Genomic DNA, 13,779 nt, shown 5'->3' with positions numbered 1-13,779 from the left:
CGGGCCGGGGTCAGGCGCGCGCGGGGGCGCGGCGGGGCCGGGGAGGCCAGCGGGCGCAGTTCGATGATCGCGCTGAGCGGATCGGTGGGCTCGCCGACCCGGCGGGCATGGACCCGCACGTCGATGCCCTCGGCGAAACGCAGCGGTCCTTCCCATTCGTCCTTGGCGGCCAGGTGGGTGCTGATCCAGTCCCAGATCATCATCTGATCGGTCGAGTCCATCAACCGCGACACCGTCGGGGTCGCGATCACCGTGTCCCGGCTCATCGCCACCACCGCCGCGTGGCCGCGGCGTTTGCTGCGCATGTATTCGCGCAGCAGGCTCTGCTCGCTTCGCGCGGACAAGGCGAACAGCCGCTCTTCGATGTCGCGCACGGCCGAGAGCACCAGCGGCGCCATCAGCTCGTTGACATCGTCGACCTCGCAGGTGATGTCGAGAATGCCGGTCACCGCACGCGAGACCGGATCGACGATCGGTGAACCGACACAGGCCAGCGGGTGCAGCGACTCGAGCAGGTGTTCCTCCCCGCGCACCCGGAACGCTTTGCGTTCCTCGAGTGCGGTGCCGATCCCGTTGGTTCCGGCGCATTCCTCGGCGAAGATGAACCCCGGGGCGACCTGGGCACGGTCGAGACGACCGAGCAGCGACCGCTGCCCGGCCCGGCGGTCGACGATGGTCGCATCCTGGGAGGCGAGCAAGATCGTCACCGGTGCGTCGGCGAGTTGATCGGCCAACCGATCGAGGACCGGCCGGGCCGCACGCACAAGTTTCGAGTCGGTGGGGGCGTCGTCGATATAGCGCAGACGAGAACCGTCCGGGGCCGCCCCGATCGCGCGGCAGCGGCGCCACGACTGCTCGATCTCCGGTCGCACCCTCGGCACAGCATCGTCGTACCTGTCGGAACTGCGATCGTCTACTTGCATGCGAAACAGCTCGGTCACGTCATCACCACCTCGAACACCTCACGGTCAGTACGAACATTATGTAAGCGAAATCACATGGACCATGAGTGTCCCAGAACGCTACACCACGAACTTCTGGGCCCACATCCGGCGCATACGCACCTTGTCCAATTTGCCCACTGACGTCTTCGGGACCTCGTCCACCCGCACGAACGTGTCCGGGAGCCAGAACTTCGGCAAGGTCACCGCCAAGTGGCCCCGAAGCTGATCATCGGAGACCTCCCCCGCCGTCCGAACCCACGCCACGGGGCGCTCCTGCCAGGTCTCGTGCGGTACCGCAATGACAGCGGCCTCCACCACCGCCGGATGCAATAGCAACTGGTTCTCGACCTCGACGGAAGAGATCCATTCTCCTCCACTCTTGATGAGGTCTTTGACCCGGTCGCGGATCTCCAGCCGGCCATCCGGATGAATCACCGCAACGTCGCCGCTGCGCAACCAACCGGCGTCGAACGCCTCCGCGGCGCGGTCGTCATCAAGGTACGTACCGGTTACCCACGGCGAACGAACCTCCAGCTCGCCGGTGGTGAAGCCATTCCACGGCAGCCTCCGACCCTCCTCGTCGACAACACGCACCTGGAACAACGGCAAGGGCCTGCCTTGGCAATCGGCCGAGTTGCTGAAAGTTCCCATAGGGGAGGTTTCGGTCATCCCCCACCCGTTGACGGTCGCCACTCCCCGCTCCGCCCACCACCTCACCAGCACTGGTGGCAGCACCTGCCCGCCCAACCACATGGTTTGCAAACTCCCGAGGTCGTAACGCTCGGAATCGGCATCGAACTGTGCACGCATGAGCGCCGCCACGGCCGGGGCGCCGACGAAGACATCGGGTGTCTGATCCGTGATGATGCGCAGCAGCTCCGCGGGCGAGGGGTGCGGCCCGGGGAGGACGAGACGTGCGCCCTGCAGCACGCCCGCGTACGGAACACCCCAACTGTGCACGTGGGACATCTGCGTGGCAAGGAGGTACGAGTGCCGACCGTCGATCGCGACGCCCCCGGAAGCACTGATCGCCATCGCGTGCAGCACCGTACTTCGATGGCTGTACACGACCCCCTTGGGCAGCCCGGTGGTACCCGAGGTGAAACAAATCGACGATGCAGTCGTCTCGTCGAACTCCGGGAATTCCTCGATCGGCACGGCATCGAGCAACAATCCGTCGAACGACCACCAGGTCACCTCTGCAGATACCGAATACTCGGCTTGCTCGAGATCACCGATGACCACTACATGCCGGATCCGCGGGAGGCGCGGGAGAATCTCGAAGAGAACGGGCAACAGATCAGCGTCGATCAGCACAACCTCGTCCTCGGCCTTATCCATTGTGTAGGCGATGTGCTCGGGCGACATCCGATGGTTGACCGTGTGCAGCACTGCCCCGCACGCAGGAACTGCGTAGTAGGCGACAAGATGCTCGAAGGTGTTCCAGGCCAACGTCGCAACCCTGGTTCCGAACCCGATGCCCAAGTTCCCGAAGGAACCAGCAAACCGGCGTGCGGTCGCGCCGAGATCGCGGTAGGTGAACTCTCGGTCTCCGCGGGTTGCGTCGCACGAGACTCCGACCCGGTCGGCGAAGACGTTCTCAGCACGCCACAGCAGCGAGCTGATCAGCAGTGGACGATCCATCATCGTGGTGAGCATGGCGCATTCCTCCGGATCAGGTGAGCGAGGGTACGACCAGCCTGCACACCAACCCTGGCACCGAACCGTCCGAATTTGCGACAGCGCCCGATGAACTCGTCCGCACTGTTGCGTTGTGGGACACCTCGACCGCCGTGAGGCTCCCGAGACTGGAGCCACCTCACCCGCATGGGCGCCCGGCCGACACCGGCCGAGCCCAGCGGGCAACGAGCGCCGGAAGAAAGGTACTCCCATGACAAGTCGTCCAATGACGGAAGTCACAACAGGATTCACCTACACCGAGGGACCTCGGTGGCACGAGGGCCGACTGTGGTTCGTGGATTTCTACACCCACTCGGTCAATGCCGTGAACGCCGACGGATCCATCGAACAGGTCTGCACCGTCGAACACCAGCCGTCCGGACTCGGATGGCTTCCCGACGGGCGCATGCTCGTCGTCTCGATGAAGGACCGCAAAGTCCTGCGCCGCGAACCCGATGGCTCGCTCGTCGAGCACGCCGACATCTCCGAACACTGCCACGGTCACGCCAACGACATGGTGGTCGCCGCGAACGGGCAGGCATACGTCGGCGAGTTCGGATTCGATCTCATGGGAGGAGCCGACCACGAGCACGGCGTTGTCGTCCTCGTCGACACCGACGGCACTTCCCGCGTAGCTGCCGAAGGACTGTCCTTCCCGAACGGTATGTGCATCTCCCCGGACGGAAGGACGCTGTACGTCAACGAACTGTTCGGCAACCGCGTCTCCCGATTCGATATCGAACCGGACGGCACACTCGGCCCCCGTCAGGACTTCGCCTCGTTCGGCGATCTCGGCAACGAGCCGAGCGTGGAGAAGCGGCTTGCAGCGTGCACGATTGCACCTGATGGTCAGGCCCTCGACGCTGAAGGTGCCATCTGGATCGCCGACTGCGTCAACCAACGTGCCGTACGCCTGGCCGAAGGCGGAACCATCCTGGACGAGGTGAGTACGGCTCCGCTGGGAGTGTTCGCGGTCGCGCTCGGTGGCGATGACGGTCGCACACTATTTCTCTCGGTCGCGCCGGATTTCGACGAAGCCAAGCGCAGCGCTGCGCGTGAAGCCAAGGTCCTCTCGACGAGAGTCGACGTTCCGCACGCAGGGAGGCCGTGATCGTGCTGCGCACACGTTTCACCGACACTTTCGGGATCGAGCACCCGGTGGTGTGCGGTGGCATGACCGGGGTCGGCACCGCGGAGCTGATCTCCGCGGTGGCCAATGCCGGGGGTTTGGGTTTTCTCACCGCGCTGACGCAACCCACCCCCGAAGCTCTCGTCGCTGAGATCGCCCGGTGCCGGGATATGACCGATAAGCCGTTCGGTGTCAATCTCACCCTGCTGCCCACCGTCACTCCCGTGCCGTACGACGACTACCGGGCCGCGATCATCGACAGCGGCATCACCATCGTGGAAACCGCCGGCAGCAACCCCCAAGAACATGTGGCGGCGTTCAAAGCCGCCGGGATCAAGGTCATCCACAAAGCGGTAGCGGTCCGGCATGCGATCAAAGCACAGTCCATGGGTGTCGACGCCGTCAGTATCGACGGGTTCGAGTGCGCCGGCCATCCCGGCAACGAGGACATCCCCGGCCTGATCCTCATCCCCGCCGCAGCGCGCGTACTCGACATCCCGATCATCGCCAGTGGCGGATTCGCCACCGGCGACGGATTGGCCGCAGCACTGGCCCTCGGCGCATGCGCAATCAACATGGGCACCCGGTTCGTAGCCAGCGACGAAGCTCCCGTGCATCCGAACGTCAAGGCCCAGATCGTTGCCAACGACGAACGTCAGACCATCCTCGTGTTCCGAGAGTTCCGTAATACCGCACGTGTGGCTCGCAACTCCATCTCCGAGACGATCGCAGCCCTCTCCGCCCGCCCTGACGCCACGTTCTCCGACGTCGCACACCTCGCCTCCGGGGTACGCGGCCGAACGGAAGTGCTGGAGAAGGGGAACATGGAAGACGGCATGTGGTGGGCAGGTCAATCCCAAGGTCTCATCGATGCCGTGCTTCCCTGCAAGACGATCATCTCGGACATCGTGAGCGATGCCGAAGCCGCCATCCGCAGGATCGCCGCCGACCTCGCCTGACAGGCAGACGGGAGAAGTCATGGAATACACCACCCTTCGCCACGAAGTCGAGGACGGCATCCTCACCGTGGTCCTCAACCGTCCCGACCATCTCAATGCGTTCACCGTCGAGATGGCCGACGAACTCGAGCACACCTTCGTGTCGGTGAACGACGACGACACGGTCCGGGCCGTGATCGTCACCGGAGCAGGGCGCGCTTTCTGCGCCGGCATGGACCTGTCGAGTGAAGGGAACGTGTTCGGGCTCGACGAGTCGAAACGCCCCACTCTTGCCGACATGAAGAATCTCGACGACCCCGAATTGCGCCGGATCCGCGACACAGGCGGCCGCGTCACCGTCGCAATCCATGCCTGCCGTAAACCGGTGATCGCCGCAATCAACGGCGCGGCCGTCGGAATCGGTGCAACCATGACGCTGGCGATGGACGCGCGCCTGATGTCGACCCGAGCGCGGTTCGGCCTGGTGTTCGGCAAACTCGGAATAGTGCCCGAAGCGTGCTCGACATGGTTCCTTCCCCGGCTCGTCGGTATGCCCGTTGCACTGGATCTGGTCTATAGGGCAGAGATCCTCAACGCCGAGGCCGCGTACATCGACGGGTTGGCGCAGGCGGTCCACGAGCCCGAGACGTTACTCAGCGAAGCACGCGCGTTGGCGAATGCCTGGACCCGCGACCGCTCACCGGTCTCGGTGGCCCTGATGCGCCAGATGCTGCTGCGAAATTCCGCCGCTACCCACCCCGCAGACGCCCATCGCGTCGATTCGCTGGCCATGTTCTACACCAGTATCGGCGATGGCGCCGAGGGAGTGCAGGCCTTCCTCGACAAGCGCCCACCCGAGTTCCACGAAAAGGCCTCAGTCATGCCGCCGTTCTACAAAGAGTGGATCGAGACAACGACACCGTGAACACCTACTGCAGCCCCGCTCCAACCGACCGAACAAAGGAGGCCTCATGAAGTGCACTGTCCCTATGCATCAAATCCGCCAGGAAATCGGACTACCGCTCGGTGGCGGCATCCCCGCTGATTCGTCCGCATCTCTGATGGTCTCAGCGGATGCCCTGAGCGCATGGGCGCAGAGACTGAAGCAGCCGCCACACGAGAGTTGGCAGCGATGCTCCATCATCGCCTTTAAATACTAAGCCTCCCACTTCAACACCTCGGTTCGTGGTGATCGACCGTGCAAGACATCAAACTCTCAACGGATTAGGACAGGAGAAGCACCGCACCCGGCTGGAGCCACCGCCCGATCACGAGGAAGGTGGCCCGCCACACTACGCACGGATTGGGCGGGTTCAATCAGTCGATGCAACACCTGGCTGTTGCAGTGGGCGTAGCCGTTCGGCGAATACTTCGGCCGGGGTCCGCCAGTCGAGGATCTTGCGAGGCCTGTTGATCGCCAGGGCGACGGCCTCGAAGTCCTGCGCGGACCACCTGGACAGATCGGTTCCCTTCGGGAAGTACTGGCGCAGCAGACCGTTCGGGTTCTCATTTGCCGGTCGTTGCCAGGGTGAGTGCGGATCGGCGAAGAACACTCTCGTACCGGTGTCGAACGCGAACTGGGCATGACCGGACAGTTCCCTCCCACGGCCCCAGGTCAGCGTCTTGCGGAGCTGCTCCGGGAGCGTCGTCATCGATGCCCTCGGTGCGGCGTTCATCGCGACGGCGCCGTAGCCGCCGAGAGACGGACCGTTCTTCATGGGCGGCTTCTCACTCCAGCCCTCCAGGCGAAGCAGGTGCACGAGGATCGCCGGTCGGCTGCTGCGCTCGACGAACGTGCCGATCGGAGACCGGCCGGTGCCGATGATCAGGTCGCCTTCCTTACGTTGTAGCGGTGGGCGGTATCGAGGTCCGGACGTAGGGTCTTGATCGCTCTCCTTGGGGCAGCGGGCAGGGTTGAGGTCTCCCTGCCGCGGCGACGGCGAACTGGAATGGCCACCCGCTGTCCTACTGCCAGCTCGACCGCTCTGATGGCTCATTGAGCCTCGCGCACCGATCGTTGGGTAAGGACGTGCCGGCGTGGCTGTCAGGTAAGGAGGCACCACGACAGGGACGACGATCGGGAGGGACTTCGTGAGCGAACTCTGGGTAGGCGTCGATGCCGGCAAACGCGCCCACCACTGCGGCGCGATCGACGCAGCAGGTGCCGTAGTTCTGTCCAAGAGGATCGACAACGACGAAAGTGCCCTCCTCGACCTGATCTCGGCGGTGCTCGTGAGGGCGGACGGCGATGCCGTGGTGTGGGGCACCGACCTGAACACCGGTGGGCCGGCGCTGCTGCTCGCCTTGCTCGGTGGTGTCTTCACAATGACAGGTCCACGACCGCGCTGCGGCTCGGTCTGCCCGCGCAGATGCCTTGAGCAACAAGCGTGTCCGCCCGCCGCGGCGTGACTCATTACAGATCTGTCTCTACGCGACTCCCACACCGGACCACCGCAGTACTGCCCACGAAGGAGTCCACCATGACCACAGTCGCCGAACGGTTCGACCATGTTGTCGGCATCGACACCCATGCCCGCAGCCACACCTACTGCCTCGTCGCCACACGCACCGGCGCCGTCGTCGATACCGCGACGTTCCCGACAACTGCCGCCGGGATCAGTCGCGCGACCAGCTGGGTCTCTCGACGCTCGAACCGAACGACCTTGCTTGCCGCAGTCGAGGGCACCTCCTCCCACGGCGCCGGAATCACCGCCGTCCTGGCCGCAGCCGGGATCGACGTTACCGAGATCCGGCCGCTGTCGAGACCCTCGCGCGCTCGTACCGGCAAATCCGACCCCATCGATGCTGAAGGTGCAGCACGAACCGTGATCGGGGAACACCTCGATCGCCTCGCCCAGCCCCGACGCACCGGACCCCGGGCGGCACTGTGCGTGCTGCTCGCTGCCCGATCTCTGATGGACCAGCAGCGCACCGCCAACAGAAATGCCCTCACCGCACTGTTCCGCAGCACCGATCTGTCCGTCGACGCACGACCACCACTGGCCAATGCCCGGATCGCGGTCATCGCCGGGTGGAGGACCAGCCGCGATGAACCACCCGTGCGTGTCTTCCGTGAGGAAGCGCGCCGGCTCGCCAGGACCGTGCTCGACCCGACCGAGCTCTTGCGGATCAACCACCATCGGCTCGCGCAGCTCACCGAAGCTCTCGCGCCCGGACTGCAGAGCATTCCAGGGGTCGGCGCGGTCACCGGCGCGATACTCGTCACTGCGTACTCCCACCACGGGCATGTCTGCTCGGAGGTCGCATTCGCATCGCTCGGTAGTATCGCTCCGCTGCCGGCGTCCTCGGGCAACACCACCCGCCACCGTCTTTCGAGATCCGGTGATCGGCAACTCAACCGCGCGATCGATGTCGTCGTTTGAACCGCCCTGGATCGAGTGGAGACTTCGTTCAGGCCACCTCGAGGACGGAGGTGGCGGTAGGGCGCTGTTCACGGTAGCGCGTCTCGTACTCGATCGGCGAGAGATAGTCGATCGACGAATGCAACCGGTCCGCGTTGAACCAGCGGACCCACTCGGCGGTCTCCCGCTCGCCCTCGACTCGGCCGGACCAGGACTGTGCCCGGTCGAGCAGCTCGGTCTTGTAGCGCCCGATCGTCGACTCCATCAGCGCGTTGTCGAGGGCGTCCCCGACGCTGCCGATGGAGCCGGCGATGCCCGACTCGACCAGAGCCTCGGTGAACGCCAGCGACGTGTATTGACTTCCGGCATCGGAGTGATGAACCAACCCTGTTGAGATGAAAAGGAAGTCGGTTCTTCTTCTCGTGAACAGAGCTTGCTCGAGAACACCGTGGACCAGCGGGGTGGACTTCGTCGTCATCACCCGCCACCCCAATATGCGACGCGAGAAGGCGTCGACACAGAACGCGGTGTAGACGAACCCGGCCAACGTCCAACAGTAGGTGAAATCAGCGACCCACCACTGATCCGGACGCTGCGGTACATCCCAGTTCCGCTCGATCGGGTCCGGATGCCGGGGCGCTCGAGCATCATGCTCGGTGGTGACCGTGCGGCGTGTGCCGCGCACGACTCCGGTGAGGCCGGTGATCGTCATCAGACGGGTCACCTGATCGCGGCCCATGTCGTGACCAGCGCGTTTCATCGCGTGCCAGAGTTTGCGGACACCGTAGACGCGCCGATTGGCCACATACACCGCATGCACGGTGTTCGCGGCGTAGGCATCGGCCGGCTCGGCGGCGGAGACACGTCCGCGGGCCTTGGCCTTGTAGTAGGTGGACGGGGCGATGCTGATGCCGCGCTCGGTGAGCACGGCACAGATCGGGACGACCGGAGAAGCGAGAGCGGTGGGCGTCGATGTAGTCGACGATCCCCGCAGTCGGCGTGGGGCACCTCCCGCTCGCGGGGGACGACCTCCGCCGCCGCGAAAAACACTTGCGGTCTTCAAGATCTCGTTGGTCCTGCGCAGCTCGGCGTTCTCTTTGCGGAGCCGCCGCACCTCGTCGGCATCGACGGCGTCACCGGACATCAACACCGTCGGCGTGTCCGCCCTGTCGGCCGCCGTGATCCAGTTCCGTAGTGTCGCCGGCGCGAAGTCGAGCAGTTCGCCGACATGGCGTCGGGCGGCAGTCTTCGAGCCTCCGTGTTCGGCGATCCGGTCCCGATACATCCGGACCGCGCGCTCTTGGGTCTCGGCGTCGTACTTCCTGGGTGCAGGCATACCAGCATTCGCCTTGTTGGATCAGGAGCCTCCACCTCCTCCAGGACGGTTCAGGGGCCCAGCTCCCGCGTGCGACACCGTCTGGTGGTGGTTATGGTTGAACTTCAAACCCTGACCTGCTTGACGATGCCCCTTCACCAGCCGGGGATTGTCCTCCCCTACACTGCGCGGTTCAAAGTCGGCGCCTGCGGCGTCCGCTCAAAGTCAGGCCGCAACCAGAAGCAGTGCACTCCCATGCTCTATGTCGATGTCGCGCGTGAGAGCACCGGGACGGCAGAGGACTTCGGGCGTGTAGAAAACGGTGCGCGAACAAGTGGCGAGTGCATCGTGTTCGGTGCGTGGCTACCCCAGAGGAGTACCGCTCACGCGGTCATCACGCGCATGGCCAGCTCGGCCACGCGGCGCAACTGCTCCTCATCGGCGCCATCGCGAGCGTAGGACGACAGGCCCACGAGCAGAGCATGGGTGAAGGCGGCGAGCGTGTCGGCGTCGACGCTCGTCTCCGTGTCGACGTCGACTGTCCGCAGTCGGTCTGCGGTGATCGCGCGATTGTGGTTGCGATTGCCGGTGAGCTCGGGTGCGGTGTTGACGAGACATCCACGCGGATGTGCTTCGCTGGCGTACTCCTGGCATGCACGGTCGAACATCAACCGCAGCACCTCGTGCGGAGTCGTCCCGGCGGTCCCGGCTGTCGTCACGGACGCGGGGTTGGCTTCATAGCGGGCGACGACCTCCTCGAACAGGGTCCGTTTGTCGCCGAACGCGGCGTACAGACTCGGCGCGGAAATGCCGAGCTCCTGCGTGAGGTCGGCGATGGAGGTCTGCTCGTAGCCGTGCTCCCAGAACAGAAGCATCGCCTTGTCCAATGCGGTGTCTCGATCGAAGTTGCGCGGCCGTCCCATACATTCATTCTATAACGACCACTACAGATGTGCTAACGTTCTGTATCGACCACTACAGATCGGCGGTCGGCGATCGCCGCGACAGGCAGGAGACCTGATGACCCCCACCACCACAGACACCACGACCGCCTTCCTCGAAGGCCTCGGAGCGCAGGACCCGGAGAGACTCGGCGAGCTGTTCGCGGAGGAGATCGACTGGTTCGTTCCGGGCGACCCGGCGGTAGCGCACTGGGTCGGCGCTCGCTCGCGCAAGAGCGAGGTGCCCGACTACTTCCGTGCCCTGTGGGCCGCCCTGGTACCGGGCAAGAGCGTCGTCTCGGTCGAGGCTGTCGTCACCGACGGCGAGGACGCCGTCGTCTTCGGTGCGTTCGACCACGTCGCAGCTGCGACCGGACGCCCGTTCCACACCGACGTCGCGCTGCGCTTGACCGTGAAGGCGGGAAAGATCACGCGGATGCACCTGTTCGAGGACACGGCAGTAACCGCAGCGGCGTTCGCAGCCTAGAGGGGTATGGGCAGCCCTGGCGTTGAGCCAGAGGCTGCCCATACCGTCCAGGTGAGGAACCCGGGAGTTCCTCCTTGAGTGTGGACATCCTGAACACTGGTCACGAGGATCCAGAGGAAGTGATGTCACAGATGGCGAAGAAGGCATACTCGGCAGAATTCAAGGCCGATGCCGTCGCGTTGTACCTGTCTGATCCGAGCCACACGTTCGATGGCATCGGCAGAGACCTCGGGGTCAGCCGCGAGACCCTACGCAACTGGGTCCGCGCGGAACGCAAACGCACCGGCACTCCATCCGCAACCGACCGGCCCCGGAAGCCGGCACCGGCGAGCGGGGTGTCACCCGAGTCCGTGCTGGAAGAAGAAAACAGGCAGCTCAAAGCCCAGGTCCGCAAGCTAGAGACCGAGCGGGAGATCCTGCGGAGGGCCGCGAAATATTTCGCGGGCGAGACCAACGGGTGAGCCGCTTCCAGTTCGTCGACGACCACCGCAACACCGCTCCGGTGAAGTGGCTGTGCCAGATCCTCGAAGTATCCCGATCCGGTTTCTACCGGTGGCTTGCTGCCGCACCGGCCCGGGCCGAACGCGCCCGCGCCGACGAAGAACTCGCGACGCGGATCCGCGCCATCCACGACGACTTCGACGGCACCTACGGGGCCCCGCGCATCACAGCCGAGCTGCGCGATACCGGGATCGAGGTCAACCACAAGCGGGTGGAGCGGGTGATGCGCGAGCGCGGGATCGTCGGGGTGCACTTGCGCAAGACCGTCCGGACCACCGTCCCAGAACCCTCCGCAACCCCGGTGCCGGACCTGATCCGGCGCGATTCCACCGCGAGTACACCGAACACCCGATACGTCGGCGACATCACCTACCTTCCAGTAGGAGACGGGCAATTCCTGTATCTGGCAATGGTATTGGACCTTCACTCGAAACGGCTGGCAGGTTGGTCGATCGCCCCGCACATGCGCACCGAGTTGGTCACCGACGCACTACGGGCAGCGGCCACCGCCCGCGGTGCCGAGGGTCTGGGCGGCGCGATCTTTCACAGCGACAACGGCGCCCAGTATGTTTCGCTGGAATTTGCCTCCGTGTGTCGGGAGTTGGGGGTGACACGGTCGTGGGGTGCGGTCGGAACAAGCGCGGACAATGCTGCTGCCGAATCGTGGAACGCGACGTTGAAACGGGAGACCCTGCAAGGCCGGAAGCGCTGGACCTGTGCGGGTGAGGCGCGGGCCGAAGTCTTCCGTTGGATCACGCGTTACAACACACGAAGGAGGCATTCCGCTCTCGGTCAGATCTGTCCGATCGAGTTCGAGCAGCGATCGGCTACGATAGCCGCTGCCGCATAGGTATTGGTGTCCACATCTCGGGGGAGCCCCCCGCGATATCGGCCACAACGCCGCACTACGACAGGTCGGCAGCCGGCTCGCCGGTATTCTTCACGGCTGCCTCAAAACCCACACCTCCTACAACCCGTCGGTCGGGTGCACACACCGCGACATTGCTGCCGCTGCTCGACATCGAACACCAAGGATGTCTGATTCAACTACCGGCGCCTCCACGGTGAAATCGGGATGATCCCCCGTCGAAGCCGAACAGGCCTACTACGATTCACACATTCCCGCCGGAACAACCCAGCTGGGTCGTCGAGAGCCTGCACTGAGCCCGGGGCGCAGCAGCGCAATACGGTTGAGTCGACCGGTGTCTGCACACCGGTCAACCCTCCAGCGGACAGCTATCGGAGCCTGACCAGATTCGCCGGCCGGAGCACCCACTCCAACTCCTCGCGGGTCATCAACCCCTCCTCGAGTACCAATTCCACGACACTGCGATCGGTCAGCAGTGCGCGGCCGGCGAGCGCGGTCGCCGCTTCGTAACCGATCTGCGGGTTCAAAGCGGTAACCAATCCGATGGACCGGTCGACCATCTCACGCAGATGATCGACGTTGGCGGTGATACCAGTCACGCACCGTGTTGCAAGGATGTCCACGACGGCGGTCAGGTGCGCGATCGATTCGAGAAGCTTGTGCGCGATGATGGGCTCGAAGGCGTTGAGCTGCAACTGCCCTGCTTCGGCCGCCATCGTGATCGCGACGTCGTTTCCGACGATCTCGTAGGCAACCTGGGACACCGCCTCAGGGATGACAGGATTGACCTTGCCCGGCATGATCGACGAGCCCGCCTGCACCGCAGGCAGGCCGATCTCGGCGAGACCCGCCCGAGGGCCCGAAGACAACAACCGCAGATCGTTGCAGATCTTCGACAACTTCACCGCGGACCGTTTCACCGCCCCGGAGATCTGCACGAACACACCCGCGTCCTGGGTGGCTTCGACCAGATTGTCCGCGGTGACGAGGTCGAGACCGGTGAGCGTTCTCAGCGCGTCGCAAACAAGTCGCGCATAGTCGGGATGCGCATTGAGACCCGTGCCGATCGCGGTTCCTCCAAGATTGATCTCTCTCGCCAGGCAAGCCGATTCACCCAGCCGAGCGACGTCCTCACCGACGGTGACCGCGAAGGCGCCGAACTCCTGCCCCAAGGTCATCGGGACCGCATCCTGCAGCTGCGTGCGCCCCATCTTCACGTGATCGGCGAACTCCGTCGCCTTCGCAGCGAACGCGTCCCCCAATGCCACCAGCGAGGCCCGCAGCCGTGCCAGCGACGCGATCACCGCAAGCTTGACCGCCGTGGGATAAACGTCATTGGTGCTCTGTCCGAGGTTGACGTGCTCGAGCGGGTGGAGTTGGCGGTAGTCGCCGCGCGCGAAACCCATCCGCTCGAGTGCACGGTTCGCGATCACCTCGTTGGCGTTCATGTTGGTCGAGGTACCGGCCCCGCCCTGCACGACGTCGACGACGAACTGGTCGTCGAGCATTCCCCGACGAACATCGTCACATGCTGCGATGATGGCTTCCGCACGACGGTCGTCGAGCATGCCGAGATCGCGGTTCGCGCTCGCCGCAGCGGATTTCACCGCGGCG

11 protein-coding genes and 2 pseudogenes are annotated in these 13,779 nt (G+C 64.6%); 7 read left to right on the top strand and 6 right to left on the bottom strand.

Annotation, left to right across the window (positions count from 1 at the left end; genetic code table 11):
- A pseudogene (locus ACLBYD_RS29315) lies at positions 1-941 on the bottom strand (sigma-54-dependent Fis family transcriptional regulator); the annotation flags it as partial.
- Between the two features lie 81 nt (positions 942-1,022).
- On the bottom strand, positions 1,023-2,603 hold the full coding sequence (locus ACLBYD_RS29310) for a long-chain fatty acid--CoA ligase (protein WP_447819204.1): 1,581 nt from the start codon (positions 2,601-2,603) through the stop codon (positions 1,023-1,025).
- Between the two features lie 232 nt (positions 2,604-2,835).
- Between ACLBYD_RS29310 and ACLBYD_RS29305 the strand changes: the two genes are divergently transcribed.
- Genes ACLBYD_RS29305 through ACLBYD_RS29295 form a run of 3 tightly spaced genes read left to right on the top strand, consistent with a single transcriptional unit; the run spans position 2,836 to position 5,616 of the window.
- Positions 2,836-3,735 carry an SMP-30/gluconolactonase/LRE family protein gene (locus tag ACLBYD_RS29305; protein WP_447819203.1) on the top strand — a complete coding sequence of 300 codons (900 nt, stop codon included), beginning with the start codon at positions 2,836-2,838 and terminating at the stop codon, positions 3,733-3,735.
- Entirely contained in the window at positions 3,732-4,712 is a 981-nt protein-coding gene (locus ACLBYD_RS29300; protein ID WP_447819202.1) for an NAD(P)H-dependent flavin oxidoreductase, read from the top strand. The genes ACLBYD_RS29305 and ACLBYD_RS29300 overlap by 4 nt, the downstream gene beginning before the upstream one ends.
- 19 nt (positions 4,713-4,731) lie before the next feature.
- On the top strand, positions 4,732-5,616 hold the full coding sequence (locus ACLBYD_RS29295; RefSeq protein WP_447819201.1) for a crotonase/enoyl-CoA hydratase family protein: 885 nt from the start codon (positions 4,732-4,734) through the stop codon (positions 5,614-5,616).
- A 388-nt stretch (positions 5,617-6,004) separates the two neighbouring features.
- Here the strand turns inward: ACLBYD_RS29295 and ACLBYD_RS29290 are convergent.
- Positions 6,005-6,529 (bottom strand): annotated as a pseudogene (locus ACLBYD_RS29290) (IS30 family transposase); the annotation flags it as partial.
- A gap of 253 nt (positions 6,530-6,782) precedes the next feature.
- On the opposite strand from ACLBYD_RS29290, the gene ACLBYD_RS29285 reads away from it, so the two are divergent.
- Together ACLBYD_RS29285 and ACLBYD_RS29280 are read left to right on the top strand one after the other, a co-directional pair.
- The gene (locus tag ACLBYD_RS29285) at positions 6,783-7,100 is read left to right on the top strand and encodes an IS110 family transposase (RefSeq protein WP_447819200.1); all 318 of its coding nucleotides are present in this window, start codon (positions 6,783-6,785) and stop codon (positions 7,098-7,100) included.
- Positions 7,101-7,171: 71 nt separating this feature from the next.
- Positions 7,172-8,074 (top strand): IS110 family transposase, encoded by a 903-nt coding sequence (locus ACLBYD_RS29280; RefSeq protein ID WP_447819199.1) that lies wholly within the window; start codon positions 7,172-7,174, stop codon positions 8,072-8,074.
- A 28-nt stretch (positions 8,075-8,102) separates the two neighbouring features.
- Here ACLBYD_RS29280 and ACLBYD_RS29275 read toward each other — a convergent pair whose 3' ends face one another.
- Positions 8,103-9,389 carry an IS3 family transposase gene (locus ACLBYD_RS29275; protein ID WP_447819198.1) on the bottom strand — a complete coding sequence of 429 codons (1,287 nt, stop codon included), beginning with the start codon at positions 9,387-9,389 and terminating at the stop codon, positions 8,103-8,105.
- 362 nt (positions 9,390-9,751) lie between these two features.
- Positions 9,752-10,291, bottom strand: a complete 540-nt coding sequence (locus ACLBYD_RS29270; protein ID WP_447819197.1) for a TetR/AcrR family transcriptional regulator — start codon at positions 10,289-10,291, stop codon at positions 9,752-9,754.
- A gap of 97 nt (positions 10,292-10,388) precedes the next feature.
- Between ACLBYD_RS29270 and ACLBYD_RS29265 the strand changes: the two genes are divergently transcribed.
- The gene (locus tag ACLBYD_RS29265) at positions 10,389-10,796 is read left to right on the top strand and encodes a nuclear transport factor 2 family protein (RefSeq protein ID WP_447819196.1); all 408 of its coding nucleotides are present in this window, start codon (positions 10,389-10,391) and stop codon (positions 10,794-10,796) included.
- Between the two features lie 131 nt (positions 10,797-10,927).
- A protein-coding gene (locus tag ACLBYD_RS29260) for an IS3 family transposase (protein ID WP_447819205.1) occupies positions 10,928-12,147 on the top strand; the annotation gives its coding sequence in 2 pieces (ribosomal slippage) (positions 10,928-11,237 and positions 11,237-12,147; 1,221 coding nt in all).
- A 386-nt stretch (positions 12,148-12,533) separates the two neighbouring features.
- Here the strand turns inward: ACLBYD_RS29260 and ACLBYD_RS29255 are convergent.
- On the bottom strand, positions 12,534-13,779 hold a 1,246-nt coding region (locus tag ACLBYD_RS29255), incomplete at its 5' end, for an aspartate ammonia-lyase (RefSeq protein ID WP_447819195.1).

The sequence above is a fragment of the Rhodococcus sp. C26F genome, from assembly GCF_053345925.1.
The sequence above is the reverse complement of the archived record's forward strand: the minus strand, read 5'-3'. Positions and strand labels throughout refer to the sequence as shown.